This is a genomic window from Brevibacillus sp. HB1.4B, assembly GCF_013284285.1.
Lineage (GTDB): Bacteria > Bacillota > Bacilli > Brevibacillales > Brevibacillaceae > Brevibacillus > Brevibacillus porteri.
On record NZ_JABSUT010000002.1, the window covers coordinates 226,465 to 241,321 of the forward strand.

Genomic DNA, 14,857 nt, shown 5'->3' on the forward strand with positions numbered 1-14,857 from the left:
GATCCATTTCATCAAAAAAAATGCTTCCCAGCTTTTGAGCCGGAAAGCGGATATTGATGCTTGGAGGAGTTTCATCGCGTCGAGTACAGTACATAGTACGCTGGCTCTGCGACTGATGCTGTAGACGTATCCCCAATATATCCGTAGTCGAGAGCCCGTTTTTCCTAGAAAGCACTCTCATAATGCTCAATGACCGGCTTCATGAAGTCTCCACCTGGTGTTAATGTACCGGTGTAAATCGCGATGACATCAAACCGAAAGGCCGGGATTGGCTGTGAGTTTTTTTGCAGGTATTCGATGGCAAGCTCACGCAGCTTCTGTTTCTTCTTCCAAGTAATGGACTCGCCCGCTGATCCAAAAGATTGGCTGCTCCTCGTTCTGACCTCAATGAAAACCAAGCAATTTCCGTCTAGCGCAATCAAATCCATTTCCCCACGTTTTGTTCGAACATTTCGATCGACAATGCAAAAACCCTTGTTCACTAAATAGCTTTCAGCAAGCTGTTCTCCTTTTTGACCAAGAAGACGGCGGCGATCGCTCATTATTTGGTTCCTCCGCCTTTATCGATACGATAGACAAAAGCAAGGATTTCTGCCACAACTTGATACAACTCCGGAGGAATTTGTTGATCCAAATCCAGCTTACCCAAAACCTCTACAAGTGATGGGTCCTCTTGTACCGGTATATCATGCTCCTTTGCTGTCTTCAGGATATTGTCAGCTACGTACCCCTTGCCTTTTGCCACAACCTTTGGCGCTTCCATGGTACCCGCCTGGTATTTTAACGCAACTGCCTGTTTGCGTTTTTGCTCTGAAGAGGATGGCGGCTTCATACGCGAAGGTCAACCCCTTTATAGTCAGCCAGGATGGGGCCTTTTGCTTGGATCGGACTTGTCGACTTCCCGCGCTCGGCCGGGACTGGCTGGACCCGCATAGCCGATAGATGGTAACCAACATCCTGTAATTGGTCAGCAAAACGATCCTTGGAGCCTTGAATGAGTGCTTCCACCCATGGCGTATCGTTAAAAATTTGCAGGTTAACGATTCGATTCACGATACTGACATCAATCATAGTTGTCCCCATACTTTGGAGTTCCAAATGAAAGAATAGACGGCAGTTCTCCGGATCAAGTTGTCCAGAGCCTTTCTTTTTTGACTCAATTTGGACGAAAGCCGTCTCATCCCCTTCTGCTTGGCGAATCGGAATTTGCATCACGATTTGAGACAAAGCTTGGTTAGAGGGCTGTACCATCATCAACTGTTGTCCGGTCACTTGTTGCAGTAGTTGATCAGCAGCTTCTCGCAAGGCGGTTGGTAGTGCCTGAGCTGGCGCTTGACTGATTTGCAACAAGAGGGATTTGACTGTATCCATCTGCTTTAATGAATGCGAATCGATTGCCCCCTGTGAAAATGCCTGGCCCATCAATTCTCTCTCGTGGGTTACGCCTAAATGACGAAACAATTCAGCAATCGGGTTAGCAGCTGTGGCTCCATTCACTGCACCAGATGCTTGAGACATCATTTGTTGAATGACCTTTTGCCCCGCATCTGTCACTACGGCCCTTTGCTCTGCCATCTGCTTGTTTTGGATCGGCTCCTGATTCATCTGTGATGACTGAGGAATAGGCAACGGCTCGGTTCGAGCAATTTTTGACTCGACGCTTGGACCACTAGTCTGGTTAGGCAGCAACTGATTACTCTTTCCGATCATGGCGTTTTGCTGCGATTCCACCTGCTTTGTTGCAGGGCTTGGTGCAGTTGCTGCCTCAGTGGAAACAGATGACGAAACAGCTTGTGATGGCGATGGTATGTTACTGAAAGCCTGGGTTGATGGTTGGGGTGATGTCTGCACTTGCGCTGAAGGCTGACCGCTCTGCGCAGGCAGCGGCTGAGTCTGGCTTCCTCCAGACGCGTTCTGAGAAGCACCTTGATTGGGCTGATTCCCTTGTGGCATTTGTTTGACCGCCAGTCCCTCGTCTGTTGCATCGTTGCCCGTGATAAGTAAAGAGAGTCCTGCCAACTTTTCTTTTAATTGACTAACAAGCTGTTTGACATCTCCCGTTGCTGCATTAGCCTGTCCGGGGACTTGCTGTGATTGGCTTTGAGACATTTGACCTGTCGTCTGTGAAGGCTGGCCCTCTCCCTCTAAAAAGAGCGAGGCTTGCTGCAGCAGGTTTTGGATAAGCTGACCCATTGGCTTGTCCGATAAAAAAGCTTTGAGCCCTCCGATTGTATCAGGAGTCAGTGGCAAATTTCGTTTCATGGCAGTCATGAATGCCTCTATCGTGGCATTGTCTACGCCTAAGCGTCCAGCAACGGCTGAAAAAGCTTGTATCGTTTCCTTATTCACAGGAAGATTGGCACCAAGCAGAGCTTGCACGATCGCTTTGTTCTCTTTTGTATCGGCAATCCCTAGTGACCGCATTAGCCCTTCTAGAGATGCGTCTTTGCCAGCTCCTTCCCCGACGCTTTCCAAAACCTTCAACGTGACGACGCCTGTTGATGGTTGGACTTGCAGCCAAGCTTTCTGGCCCGGTTCCAGACTTGCTTCCATTTTAGCCTGAACCTGCATTCCCCCGACTTGTACGAGCGCCATATTGTCCGGGTAATGCTTGATTACCGTGCCTTTAAACACTTGTCCGGGAGTAAGCTCAACCGGCTTCGGAGCGGATATGGGTGCTTTTTGCACGAATGATTGAATAAGTTGCGACGGGGAAAACATGCAGATCCTCCTCCTGTAGGCAGTATGTTACTAGCTCCACTTTTTAGGCGTGTTCTTTTACACCAGTGAATGTCTTGCGATGGATCGGCGTAGGTCCAAATCGAGCGATTGCTGCCAGATGCTCAGGGGTGCCGTAGCCTGCGTGCTTGTCAAAGCCATAGGCTGGATATTGTTCGGCATACTGGGCCATCAATCGATCACGGGTAACCTTTGCTACGATCGATGCGGCTGCAATCGAGACACTCTTGGCATCCCCTCCGATAATCGGAACCTGCTCGCAATCCATTCCGGTTAGCTGCACGGCGTCAATCAGTAATGCATCTGGCACTTTACCTGCCTGTTGGATCGCCAGCTTCATCGCCTCTTTTGTAGCAGCCAATATATTGATCGCATCGATTCTTGCTGCATCGACAATTCCGATTCCCACAGCAAGTGCATCTCTTTGAATGATTTCGCAAAAAGCTTCCCGAGTGGATACAGGTATCTTCTTCGAGTCATTCAGTCCTGGCAAGTAAAAATCCTTGGGCAGGCACACGGCACACGCGACAACTGGACCAGCCAATGGTCCTCGTCCGACCTCATCTACCCCGAATATGTATTGATGCCCCTTATCAAACATGGCTTTCTCATAGACGGTCATGTCAGCCCACATCTGTGCGAGCTTTTCTTGACGTGCAATCGCTGCTTCCGCCTGCTTCGCCAGAGCCTGTACACCCGCTCTTTTATCTTCTTTCAGCAATTGTAAAAAATCTTTGGGTACCTCGTCCAACTTTTCCATCGTCACTCGTATTTCTTTTATCGACATATCCGCTAGATTCATTGACTCATTTCTCCTTACAGATCTCAAAGTGCCCATTCAAAAAGACGACGTTTTGAACATCCTCTCATAGTAAAAAACCTGCCTACCGTATATATCGATAGACAGGTTTTTGATGGCTGGAAAGCTTATTCGGGAAAAGATACTGGCTTACCAATCGGTTCGTCCATTTCCCAATCAATCGGGCGCTCGACAGAGATCGTTCCCAGCTTTCCGGAACGCAGCTCACGCAGGAAAATTTCCGCTGCCTTGTCGTAGTCGATATTTCCGCCAGAAACGAGACAACCGCGCTTCTTCCCGATTTCTTCGAGCATTTCTACTCGATCCTCAGGCAGTTCTTTTAGCTTGAAGCGTTCGATCAGGCGTTCCGGATAGTAGTGCATCATGTAGCTGATGACAAATAATGCTACCTCCGTAAAATCGATGAGCTCGTCTTTAATTGCCCCACTTGCCGCCAGTCGCAGACCTACCATCTGATCTTCAAATTTCGGCCAAAGAATACCAGGCGTATCGAGCAGCTCCAGTGTATCGCCCATTTTTACCCATTGTTGCGCCTTGGTTACCGCCGGACGATCACCTGTAGCCGCTACTGAGCGCTTGGACAAGCGGTTAATAAGGGAAGACTTGCCGACATTGGGGATTCCCAAGATCATGATGCGGATGGCACGACCTTGCATCCCCCGCTCACTGCGCTTTGCCAGCATGTCAGCAGCTAGCTCCTTACACATTTCTGGGAGCTTGTTGACACCTTTACCACTCAGGGCATCAATCGGCAATGTGCGAATGCCTTGTTTGCGAAAATAAGCAATCCACTCATCTGTTGCCCGTTCATCCGCCAAATCTGCTTTATTAAGTAATATCAAACGTGGTTTATCACTGACAATCTCGTCAATCATCGGATTACGGCTGGAAAGCGGCAGACGTGCATCGAGAAGCTCAATGACAACATCGATTAACTTCAGCTTTTCCGTTACTTGACGACGTGCTTTAGCCATATGGCCAGGAAACCATTGGATCGTCATGATGTCTCACCTACCTTGAAGCTTTGCATTATCTTGTCAAGCGAATTCCCGCAACCGGCCAAAAAGTAAATTCAGCTCTACCAACAACCGTACTGACGGCAACAGGACCGATGGCTCTGCTGTCATGACTGTTCAACCTGTTATCGCCCATCACAAAGATATGGTCTGCTGGTATTTGGACCGGGGGAAAATCGTGGGTAAAGAACGGCTCTCCCTGCTGCTTCGCTTGTTCTTTAAATTGTGCAAGATACGGTTCCTCTACCACTTTGCCATTGACCAGTAGCTGATCGCTTTTGACCTCTACTGTATCACCCTCAACAGCAATGACTCTCTTGATGTAATCTCGTTCCTTTTCAGCATGAAACACGATGATTTCACCAGGCTTCGGATCTTGCAAAAAGTAAATCGCCTTGTTTACAACTAATTTTTCACTGTTATGTAATGTACTTTCCATGGATTCGCCTTCTACAATAAACGGGGCGAACAAAAAGGTACGAATGAGAAACGCCAAGACTAAAGCGATCCCAAGTGCCTTTATCCATTCCCATAGTTCATTTTTCTTCTTATGACTGGAGGTAATTTCTTCGCTCATGACTTACGATCCTCCCATGAAAGCTCGTCCAACCTTAGCTGTAACATATGTCAAGATGAACTATTTTATTTCGAGATCGTTAAATGGAAAAAAGAGGCCTGGCAAGCAGGCCAGTCCTCTTTCTAAGCTTTACGCTTATCGACGAATTTCTTTAATACGAGCTGCTTTACCTACGCGATCGCGCAGATAGTACAGTTTCGCACGACGTACTTTACCATGACGCACGATTTCGATCTTGTCGATCTTAGGCGTGTGTACTGGGAATGTACGCTCAACACCTACGCCGTAAGAAATCTTACGAGCTGTAAATGTTTCGCTGACACCTGTACCGCGACGGCGAATGCATACGCCTTCGAACAGCTGGATACGCTCACGCTGACCCTCGATAACCTTAACGTGTACACGAACAGTGTCACCAGGTCGGAACGCAGGAATGTCCTGTTTCAATTGCGCTTTTTCCAGTTCACGGATAATTTGGTTCATTTGAATTTCCTCCTTCCGATAGACGTTCTTACTCGTCTAACCCATAGGTCCAGCCGCTAGGGCTGCGTTACGAGTAGCGGACCGCCTTAGTCAGCGGGCAAAATTGCCACAAGAAGTATATTAACACAGGGGGCACAAAACTACAAGACTCTTCTCCTATTTGCTCCCTACTTTTTTTCCTGCTCCAATTCAGCCAATAGCTTTTTCATTTCATTTGTCAGCGCAATCTTTTCCAACAAATCTGGACGCCGTGCTTTTGTTCGACGCAGCGATTCTTTTAACCGCCAGCTTTCAATATTGGCGTGGTGGCCTGACAACAATACATCTGGCACCTTCCAACCACGAAACTCAGCTGGTCTTGTGTAATGAGGGTATTCGAGCAGTCCTGTTGAAAAGGAATCCTCAACAGCTGACGTCTGGTTTCCCAACGCCCCTGGTTGCAAACGAACGACACTGTCAATGACCACCATCGCCGCAAGCTCTCCCCCAGTCAGGACGTAGTCGCCAATCGAGATCTCATCCGTGACGAGATGCTCGCGAATCCGCTCGTCGTACCCTTCATAATGACCACAAATGAAGACAAGGTGCTCTTCTTGCGCCAACTCTTCTGCAAGCTTCTGATGATAAGGTACACCCTGTGGGCACATCAGAATCACTCGGGGTTGTTTCTCTCCTGCCAAGCCTTCTACGGCTCGGAATAACGGCTCAGGCTTTAAGACCATTCCTCCGCCACCGCCATAAGGGGTGTCGTCTACCGTACCGTGCTTGCTCTCAGAGAAATCACGAAAATTGGTAACGTGAAAATCAACCAGTTCTTTTTCGCTTGCCTTTCCCAAAATGCTGCTGGATAAAACACCTGTAAACATTTCGGGAAAGAGCGTAAAAATATCGATCCGCATCTGAAGTTCCTCCTACAGCAAGCCTTCCATCAGATGGCAGACCACACGTTTGTTCGCAATGTCCACTTCCTTGATGCACTCATCGATATACGGCAGCAAGATTTCTCCGCGTTTCCCCTTCACTACCCACACATCGTTTGCTCCTGGCTGCATAACATCCACGATTTTCCCCAGTTCTTCGCCCTCGTCAGTTACTACGACGCAGCCGACGAGCTGATGAATGTAGAACTCGTCCTCTTCTAATTCCATCAGCGCTTCCTCTGGAATTTTCAACTCTCCGCCCTTGTACTTTTCGATATCGTTAATATGCTCATAGCCTTGGAAGCTCACAATCTCAAAATTTTTATGCGAGCGACGAGAAACGATTTTCAATTTTAGCGGCTCACTGAGTGTCGGATGGAACAAGTACAGCTCATTTCCTTTGCGAAAACGCTGATCTGGAAAGTCAGTCGTAGGTGTTACACGTACCTCACCACGCAGGCCATGCGTATTAACCAGTTTGCCTACTCCGTAAAAACTATTTTGGCTCAACGTGTTCATTCCTCCTTTTTTTTGTTCCCATTTTTCGTTTGTAGCCGAATCTCATGTACCAGACCATCTTTTATCATGATTTCCGTTCCAGACATCATTTCATCCCAGACATCACCCTCTTGAATCGTGACAGGGCTTTGAACCGTCTGGTAATCGATCTCGCTTCCCTCTGGGAGATTTTCTACCTGCTGGAGGGTATATGTCAGGTGATCTATCTTTTCCTTGCGTCGGCGCTCTTCCTGCGCGATTTTTTCCTGCGCCAACGCATATGTATCCGTAGACTTTTTCTTCGCCTCGGTTAATAACTTTTTCGATTGAAACTGCCACTGCTCCCACTCTTTACGCTGCAAACGAAGTCGTTGGCTATACTGATCAATGAGAGCAGCTCGTGATGCTTCCGTAATGATCAGTTTAACCTGTACTGTCCGAAATATAGTAAGCACCTTCGCCACTCCTTTCGGAAAAACCATCATGGTTTATACGCATCTTGGATACTAGAAAAAAGACTGGGAAAGCTCCCAGCCTTTTCTCATACAATTTCAACCGTGACACGCTTGTCCGTTTCCACGGATGCGGCGATCACGACCGTGCGCAGGGCTTTCGCGATTCGTCCTTGTTTACCGATAATCTTCCCCATATCATCAGGGTGTACCGACAATTCAAAGACGAGGGTTCGCTCTTTGTCCACTGCGTTAACACGAACCTCATTCGGATGATCGACGAGAGCTTTAGCGATCGTTTCGACCAGCGCTTTCATCATCAAACCTCCAGATGACCGACTTATTTGCCGTATTTGGTTTCGTGCACTTTAGCCATAACGCCTTCTTTGGAGAGAAGGTTACGAACGGTATCAGTTGGAGCTGCACCATTCAGGATCCATTGAACCGCTTTGTCGGTATCAATTTTCACCACTGCCGGTTGTGCAACCGGGTTATAGTAACCGATTTCTTCAATGAAACGGCCATCGCGAGGGGAACGGGAGTCAGCTACTACTACACGGTAGAAAGGAGCTTTCTTGGAACCCATACGCTTCAGACGGATTTTAACTGCCATGTTGTGTCACCTCCTGTATTAATCAACGCTAGAAGAGCATCTGCGTTGGTGCTACTATATCTGAACCATCGCGGCCAGCTGACAAGTCAGTGTCGCGAGAGATCATGCCTACTTACTTGAACGGTGGCTTGAAGTTAAAGGGGAAGTTCATCCCGCCCTGGTTGTTGCCTCCGCCTTTTCCCATGAAAGGTAATCCGAAGCCTTTTTTCTTCGACTTCTTGACCATCTTGTCAGCAGCGCCTGAGAATTGCTTCATCATCTTTTTCATTTCCTCGAACTGCTTGAGGAAGCGATTGACTTCTTGAATGCTTGTTCCACTTCCGCTTGCGATGCGCTTGCGACGGTTGGCATTCAATAAATCAGGATTAGCCCGCTCTTGTTTGGTCATGGATTTGGCGATCGCTTCAACGCGGGCTATTTGCTTCTCATCCACGTTCATTTTGCCCTTCATCTTGTTCATTCCTGGCAGCATGCCGAGAATGTCTTCAAAAGGACCCAGGTTGCGAAGCTGCTGCATGGAATCCAGGAACATGTCGAAGGTAAACTCACCTTGACGCATTTGGCGTTCCATATCGCGTGCTTTGTCTTCATCCACGGATGCCTGTGCTTTTTCAATCAGGCTGAGTACGTCCCCCATACCCAAAATACGGGAAGCCATACGATCCGGATGGAACGGTTCGAGCGCATCCAGCTTTTCACCCATCGCCGCGAATTTGATCGGCTTGCCAGTGACAGCTTTGACGGACAGTGCCGCACCGCCTCGGGTATCACCGTCGAGCTTCGTGAGAACCACACCAGTCAGTTCGAGCTGGCTGTTAAAGCTCTCTGCTACGTTGACGGCATCTTGACCTGTCATCGCGTCCACGACGAGCAAAATCTCATCGGGCTTGGTTACCTCGCGAATCTGCTTCAACTCGTCCATCAGCGCTTCGTCAATATGCAGGCGACCTGCGGTATCGATGAGGACTACGTCGAGATGATTCGTCTTCGCGTGTTCAATCGCTTGGCGAGCGATATCGACAGGACTGACTTGATCACCGAGAGTGAAGACGGGAACATTGAGCTGCTCCCCTAAAACCTGAAGTTGCTTAATCGCAGCAGGACGGTAAATGTCTCCCGCTACCAGAAGCGGCTTACGGTTTTGCTTTTGCAAGTACTTGGCCAGCTTACCGGTTGTGGTCGTTTTACCTGCCCCTTGCAGACCTGCCATCATGATGACGGTCGGCGGGCGGTGTGCCATCGTGAGCTGAGCAACGTTGCCACCCATCAGAGCGACCAGTTCTTCATTCACGATTTTGATCACCATTTGACCAGGCGTCAGGCTTTTCATGACTTCCTGACCGACTGCGCGCTCTTTGACACGAGCAACGAAGTCTTTTACTACTTTAAAGTTAACGTCTGCTTCCAGCAAGGCCAGACGAACTTCACGCATCGCTTCACTCACGATGGTTTCGTCTATTTTTCCTCTGCCGCGCAGTTTGTCAAACGCGTTTTGCAGCCGATTGGCTAAGCTCTCAAACGCCATGCGAGCCCTCCTAATCCATCTCTGACAGTTGGTGGAGCAAAGTGTTCAGCTCGTCTCTTGTCTCGCTCTCCGAAAGCTCATTTACAAGTTCATTCATGCGATTCAACACGTCCATGCGCTTTTCATGACGCTCAGCGAGGCGAAGCTTCTGATCGTATTCGAACAGTTGCTTCTCCGCCCGCTTAATATGATCATAAACAGCTTGGCGGCTGACCTCATGCATCTCGGCAATTTCTCCGAGCGATAAATCGTCCAGATAATACAGCTCAAGATATTCTTGCTGCTTGCCCTTGAGTAGCGGCGCGTAAAAGTCAAACAAGAGATTGACTTGATTGGTCTTTTCTAACATGAAACCAATCCTTTGCTATGAGGTACTCGTTTCAAACTGTAAAGACTTTTTCTTTACAGCACGTAGATTATAGTACCTAATTCCACACCTAGTGTCAAGGTTTTTTATTGACATCATTTTTTTATCTTCGAAACACTATGTTTTACGCGTTTTCCTGCTCTTCTGTTTCATCTTTTTGAATCAATCCAGCAAAAAGTGCATGAACAAATTGCTCGGGATCAAACTGCTGCAAGTCATCCATTCTTTCACCCAAGCCGACGTATTTCACCGGAATGTTCAGCTCGTTGCGAATCGCGATGACGATACCACCCTTTGCTGTGCCATCCAGCTTGGTCAGGACTAAACCTGTTACACCAGCAGACTGTCCAAAGGTTTTCGCCTGCGAAAGCGCATTTTGCCCAGTCGTAGCGTCCAATACTAGCAAGACCTCATGTGGAGCTCCTGGCAATTCGCGTTGTAATACGCGGTGTACCTTCGCCAACTCTTCCATGAGATTGACTTTGTTTTGCAAGCGGCCTGCGGTATCGCACAACAGCACATCGACTTGGCGGGATTTCGCTGCCTGAATCGCATCGTAGATCACAGCAGCCGGATCAGAGCCTTGCTGCTGCTTGATTACGTCAACGCCTACACGCTCTCCCCAAACCTCCAGCTGTTCAATCGCTGCTGCACGGAACGTGTCACCTGCTGCCAGCAGCACTTTTTTATTTTGCTGCTTGAACATATGAGCCATTTTACCGATCGTGGTCGTTTTCCCTACTCCGTTTACCCCTACGAACAAAATGACATTCAGACGACCGTCCTCTACGTTCAGAGACGTATCCGCAGCAGCATCATTTTTCAAAAGGGCAACCAGTTTTTCTGAGAGAATGGGCTGCAGGTCGATCGCATTCTCGATTTTTTGCTTGCGCACTTCTGTCCGCAGGTCGTCAATGAGCTCCATTACGGTATTGACGCCCACATCGGACGTAATCAAAATTTCCTCTAATTCATCGAAAAAGTCATCGTCGATCTTTTTGTAGCGACGTACCAGATCCTCTACTTTTTCTACTAGCAGATCTCTCGTTTTAGCCAAACCATCCGTAAACTTCTGGGTGACCTCTTCGGATTTTTGGACAATAGCATCACGAAGGCGCTTGAAAAAACTCATGTTCATCTTCCTTTGCGGGTAGTATCAATTGAATGGCAAATCCGTTTAAGAGGCTGATTCGATAAACTTGTCACTGTCCTCCAGCTTCACAGAGACGAGTTTGGACACGCCGCCCTCTTGCATCGTGATACCGTATAGCACGTCTGCGCTCTCCATTGTGCCTTTTCTGTGTGTGACGCAAATAAACTGCGTCTGGTTACTAAAATGGTGCATGTACTCGGCGAAACGGTTAACGTTTGCCTCATCCAGCGCGGCTTCTACCTCATCCAATACACAGAATGGCACTGGCTTCACACGCAGGATGGCAAATAGCAAGGCCATCGCAGTCAAAGCACGTTCGCCCCCGGATAAGAGTGCGAGATTTTGCAGCTTCTTGCCAGGTGGCTGCGCCACGATATCGATACCCGTCTCAAGCAGATTATCTGGGTTAGAGAGTACAAGATCTGCGCGTCCTCCGCCAAACAGTTGGACAAACACGTCGCGGAACTGCTCTGAAATCGCATCAAATGTTTCTTTGAAGCGACGCGACATCTCTGCGTTCATTTCTTGGATCACTTGATAGAGCATGTCTTTTGCTTCATTCAAATCAGCTTCCTGCGAGCTTAAGAACTGCTGACGCTCAGATAAGCGCTCATATTCCTCAATCGCGCCAAGATTCACAGTGCCAAGTGCCCCAATCTGCTTTTTGAGACGATTGACCACTTGTGTCTCTTCCTGAATCTCGCCACGTGCCGGATATTTTTGCTTTGCCAGGTCGTAGCTCATTTCGTATTCTTCGGAGAGTTTATTCAACAGATGATCGAGCTCTACCTCATTGCGGTTGACTTTTACTTCTTCCTGATGAAGCTTTTCCTCGAGCGATTTAACCTCGCGGCGGATTTCCTTCACCTGCTGTTCCACTTGCTCCTGTTTGTAAAAGAGAGTCGCCCTCTCACTTCGCCGCTCTTGAATCAAGCCAGCTACACGGTCTTTATCCTGACGCAATTCGCTAATGCGCTGATCCAGCTCAAGCCCGGACGATTCGTTCGTACGCTCCAGCTCATCAAGAGATGCCAAGTTCGCGTTTTGTTCTTCCCATTCGCGCTGCAATTGGCTTTTTTGCTCCAGCAAACGTTCTGTTTGCTCCAAGCGTGATTGATACTCTTGCTTGACCTGCGCATTCAGTACTTTGAGACTTGTTATTTTTTGATTCATTTCTTCTTTAGATTCGAGCTGCTCTTGGCGTTTCGCCTCTGCTTCTGCGATCTGCGCACCGAGCTCTTTTTCCTCTTGCTCCATGGCAGCCAAGGAGGCTTGCAGCTGCTCTTGCTTTCGTTTGGCTTCTTCCATCTCGCGGCAATAGCCTTCTATATCTTGTTCAACAAGCTTTGCTCGCTCGCCCAAGGATCTGCCTTCCGATTCTTTTTGCTGCAAGAGTCCTTTTACTTCTTGTTCTTTCAATCTCAGACTTTCGCCTTCTGTACGCAGATTTTCTTGCTCCTGCTGCATTTGCGCCAGTTCCTTCGTCAACTGCTCCATAAGGGTAGTATGCCCAGAAATTGCCTGGTCGATTTCTACTAGCTGCGCTTCCAGCTCTTCTGATTGACGGTTGCGTCCAAGCAGGTTCGTGCTGTTCTTTTTCAAGGCCCCCCCTGTCATAGAACCGCCAGCATTCACGATATCGCCTTCCAGCGTCACGACGCGATAGCGGTAGCCAAGCGTACGGGCCACACGGTTTGCTTGCTCCAGCTTTTCCGTAATAATGACGTTGCCTAATAAACTTTCGAGGATAGGTCTATACGATTCCTCAAAGGTCACGAGCTCACTCGCGATTCCGACGACTCCACTCTCCGCCTCCAGCTGGCGCTTATCGCTTGCCTGCAAGGTGCGAGGCCGGATGACATCGAGCGGTAGAAATGTCGCCCTACCTGCATTGTGCTGCTTCAAGTGAGCAATGGCTGCACGACCAGATGCTTCGTCGTCCACGACGACGTTTTGCAGTGCGCCACCCAATGCTACTTCCATCGCCGTCTCGTATTGCTGTGGCACGACAACGAGCTCAGCCACCGCTCCATGAATTCCTTTGAAGCCACGCTCGCGTGCTTTCAAAATTTCTTTTACCCCTTGCTGAAACCCTGCGAACTCCGACTGCATTTCTTTTAACAGGTCAAAGCGAGACTTCGCTGCTTCCCGCTTTTGTTCCCAGTGGCGCAGCTCTCGACGGGCTGTTTCAAGGCGGGCTTGTCCTTCGCGCATACCCTCAACCAGCTCTTTGTATCTGACACCAGTTTCTTGAATGGTAGAAACGATCTTCTCCAACTGATCTTGGAGCTGGCTCAACTGAGCTAGTCGCTGCTCTTCTTCTTCATCGAGCTGTTTTTTTCCAGACAATTGACGTTCGACTCTGGCCTCGCTTGTCTTGAGAAGCTGCTCTTGATGACGATTTTCGTTGCGCAGATTCGCCATTTCATTGAGCTTTTCGAAGTAATCGCTCTTCAAACGCTCGACATCATCTGTCAGTGATTGCACCATCGAAAAAAATTGACCTTCTGCTTCTTGTAGCGAAGCGTGGGCTTCGGTCATTCGGCGATCCGCTTCCTTGGCCCGCTCTTGTTCTTCAGCCAATTCTGCCTCAAGACCGTGCTGCTTCTCGGTAATCCGATGCATCTGCTCCATCGTCTGCTGACGATTGGCATTGAGATTGCGCATACGCTCCCGCAATACCTCACGTTGTCCTTCGACTTTCTCGGTCTCTTCACTGACTGTCAAAAGTACTTGTTGCAGCTCTTCGATGGATTGGTCGATTTGGGTGACATGAAAACGCGCTTGCTCCAAATCAGCTTCTTGCTTGGATGCTTCGGTCGTTTGTCCGATTAACAGATTCTTGAGTTCCTCTACGCGTCCTGTCGCTGCTTCCCACTTCGTATGAGCTGCTTCAATTTGCTGCACGTAAAGAGCTACTTCATGCTCAACCAACTGGCGATGAAGCTCCTTGTACGTCTTGGCTATTTCTGCCTGCTCCTGCAAAGGTCCGATCTGCTCCGTAATTTCACTGACGATATCGTGAATACGCACCAGATTTTGCTCAGTGTCATCGAGCTTTTTTTCAGCCTCGCGCTTGCGTGTTTTGTATTTGACGATTCCGGCTGCTTCTTCAAATATTCCACGGCGATCCTCGGACTTGGTACTGAGAATTTCCTCAATTTTTCCTTGACCGATAATGGAATACGCTTCTTTACCCAGCCCGGTATCCATAAACAGCTCCATGATGTCTTTTAGACGGCAGGATCTGTTGTTTATGTAGTACTCACTGTCACCAGAACGATACACTCTGCGGGTAACGGATACCTCCGAATATTCCACATCGAGCGAACGATCTGTATTGTCCAAGGTGAGTGTCACTTCTGCGAAATTCACTGGCTTGCGCTTGTCGCTACCCGCGAAAATAATGTCTTCCATTTTCGCTCCACGCAACGACTTCGCGCTCTGTTCCCCCAGCACCCAGCGGATCGAATCAGATACGTTACTTTTCCCACTTCCATTCGGTCCCACTACGGCTGTTACCCCTGGTACAAATTCCAATTCCGTGCGATCGGCAAAGGATTTGAATCCAGCCAGCTCCAGGCGTTTCAAATACATACGTACGGTCCTCCTTAAGAAACCATCCAAGACTGCCTGCCAAACTGACAGATTGAAAACATGCAAGGTTCGGATGGTACCCGAAAAGAAGCCCCTG

At 48.6% G+C, this 14,857-nt stretch carries 16 protein-coding genes; all 16 read right to left on the reverse strand.

Annotated features, from left to right (window positions below):
- Positions 1-164 precede the first annotated feature (164 nt).
- A complete protein-coding gene (locus HP398_RS05485; RefSeq protein ID WP_017249359.1) occupies positions 165-542 on the reverse strand; it encodes a YraN family protein in 378 nt (125 codons plus the stop codon).
- Complete coding sequence (locus HP398_RS05490) at positions 542-832, reverse strand: EscU/YscU/HrcU family type III secretion system export apparatus switch protein (RefSeq protein ID WP_017249360.1); 291 nt, start codon at positions 830-832, stop codon at positions 542-544. Before HP398_RS05490 ends, HP398_RS05485 begins: the two co-directional genes overlap by 1 nt.
- Positions 829-2,721 carry a hypothetical protein gene (locus HP398_RS05495; protein ID WP_173622095.1) on the reverse strand — a complete coding sequence of 631 codons (1,893 nt, stop codon included), beginning with the start codon at positions 2,719-2,721 and terminating at the stop codon, positions 829-831. Before HP398_RS05495 ends, HP398_RS05490 begins: the two co-directional genes overlap by 4 nt.
- 43 nt (positions 2,722-2,764) lie before the next feature.
- Positions 2,765-3,541, reverse strand: coding sequence for a ribonuclease HII (locus HP398_RS05500; protein ID WP_173622096.1), 777 nt, complete (start codon positions 3,539-3,541; stop codon positions 2,765-2,767).
- 125 nt (positions 3,542-3,666) lie between these two features.
- Positions 3,667-4,560 carry a ribosome biogenesis GTPase YlqF gene (ylqF, locus tag HP398_RS05505; RefSeq protein WP_017249363.1) on the reverse strand — a complete coding sequence of 298 codons (894 nt, stop codon included), beginning with the start codon at positions 4,558-4,560 and terminating at the stop codon, positions 3,667-3,669.
- Positions 4,561-4,588: 28 nt separating this feature from the next.
- Positions 4,589-5,152, reverse strand: coding sequence for a signal peptidase I (lepB, locus tag HP398_RS05510; RefSeq protein ID WP_017249364.1), 564 nt, complete (start codon positions 5,150-5,152; stop codon positions 4,589-4,591).
- A 135-nt stretch (positions 5,153-5,287) separates the two neighbouring features.
- Positions 5,288-5,635, reverse strand: a complete 348-nt coding sequence (gene rplS, locus HP398_RS05515; RefSeq protein WP_007719703.1) for a 50S ribosomal protein L19 — start codon at positions 5,633-5,635, stop codon at positions 5,288-5,290.
- A gap of 167 nt (positions 5,636-5,802) precedes the next feature.
- Positions 5,803-6,534 carry a tRNA (guanosine(37)-N1)-methyltransferase TrmD gene (trmD, locus tag HP398_RS05520; RefSeq protein ID WP_173622097.1) on the reverse strand — a complete coding sequence of 244 codons (732 nt, stop codon included), beginning with the start codon at positions 6,532-6,534 and terminating at the stop codon, positions 5,803-5,805.
- 12 nt (positions 6,535-6,546) lie between these two features.
- A complete protein-coding gene (gene rimM / locus HP398_RS05525; protein ID WP_017249366.1) occupies positions 6,547-7,074 on the reverse strand; it encodes a ribosome maturation factor RimM in 528 nt (175 codons plus the stop codon).
- Positions 7,071-7,508: a YlqD family protein gene (locus HP398_RS05530; RefSeq protein WP_026043145.1), complete on the reverse strand. Its 438-nt coding sequence runs from the start codon at positions 7,506-7,508 to the stop codon at positions 7,071-7,073. The genes rimM and HP398_RS05530 overlap by 4 nt, the downstream gene beginning before the upstream one ends.
- Positions 7,509-7,594: 86 nt before the next feature.
- On the reverse strand, positions 7,595-7,822 hold the full coding sequence (locus HP398_RS05535) for a KH domain-containing protein (protein ID WP_007719711.1): 228 nt from the start codon (positions 7,820-7,822) through the stop codon (positions 7,595-7,597).
- Between the two features lie 23 nt (positions 7,823-7,845).
- On the reverse strand, positions 7,846-8,118 hold the full coding sequence (gene rpsP, locus HP398_RS05540) for a 30S ribosomal protein S16 (RefSeq protein ID WP_007719713.1): 273 nt from the start codon (positions 8,116-8,118) through the stop codon (positions 7,846-7,848).
- Positions 8,119-8,230: 112 nt separating this feature from the next.
- Positions 8,231-9,643 carry a signal recognition particle protein gene (gene ffh, locus HP398_RS05545; protein WP_017249367.1) on the reverse strand — a complete coding sequence of 471 codons (1,413 nt, stop codon included), beginning with the start codon at positions 9,641-9,643 and terminating at the stop codon, positions 8,231-8,233.
- A gap of 10 nt (positions 9,644-9,653) precedes the next feature.
- Positions 9,654-9,992, reverse strand: a complete 339-nt coding sequence (locus HP398_RS05550) for a putative DNA-binding protein (RefSeq protein ID WP_017249368.1) — start codon at positions 9,990-9,992, stop codon at positions 9,654-9,656.
- A 142-nt stretch (positions 9,993-10,134) separates the two neighbouring features.
- On the reverse strand, positions 10,135-11,142 hold the full coding sequence (gene ftsY, locus HP398_RS05555; RefSeq protein ID WP_017249369.1) for a signal recognition particle-docking protein FtsY: 1,008 nt from the start codon (positions 11,140-11,142) through the stop codon (positions 10,135-10,137).
- Positions 11,143-11,187: 45 nt separating this feature from the next.
- Positions 11,188-14,760: a chromosome segregation protein SMC gene (gene smc, locus HP398_RS05560; protein WP_173622098.1), complete on the reverse strand. Its 3,573-nt coding sequence runs from the start codon at positions 14,758-14,760 to the stop codon at positions 11,188-11,190.
- Positions 14,761-14,857 lie beyond the last annotated feature (97 nt).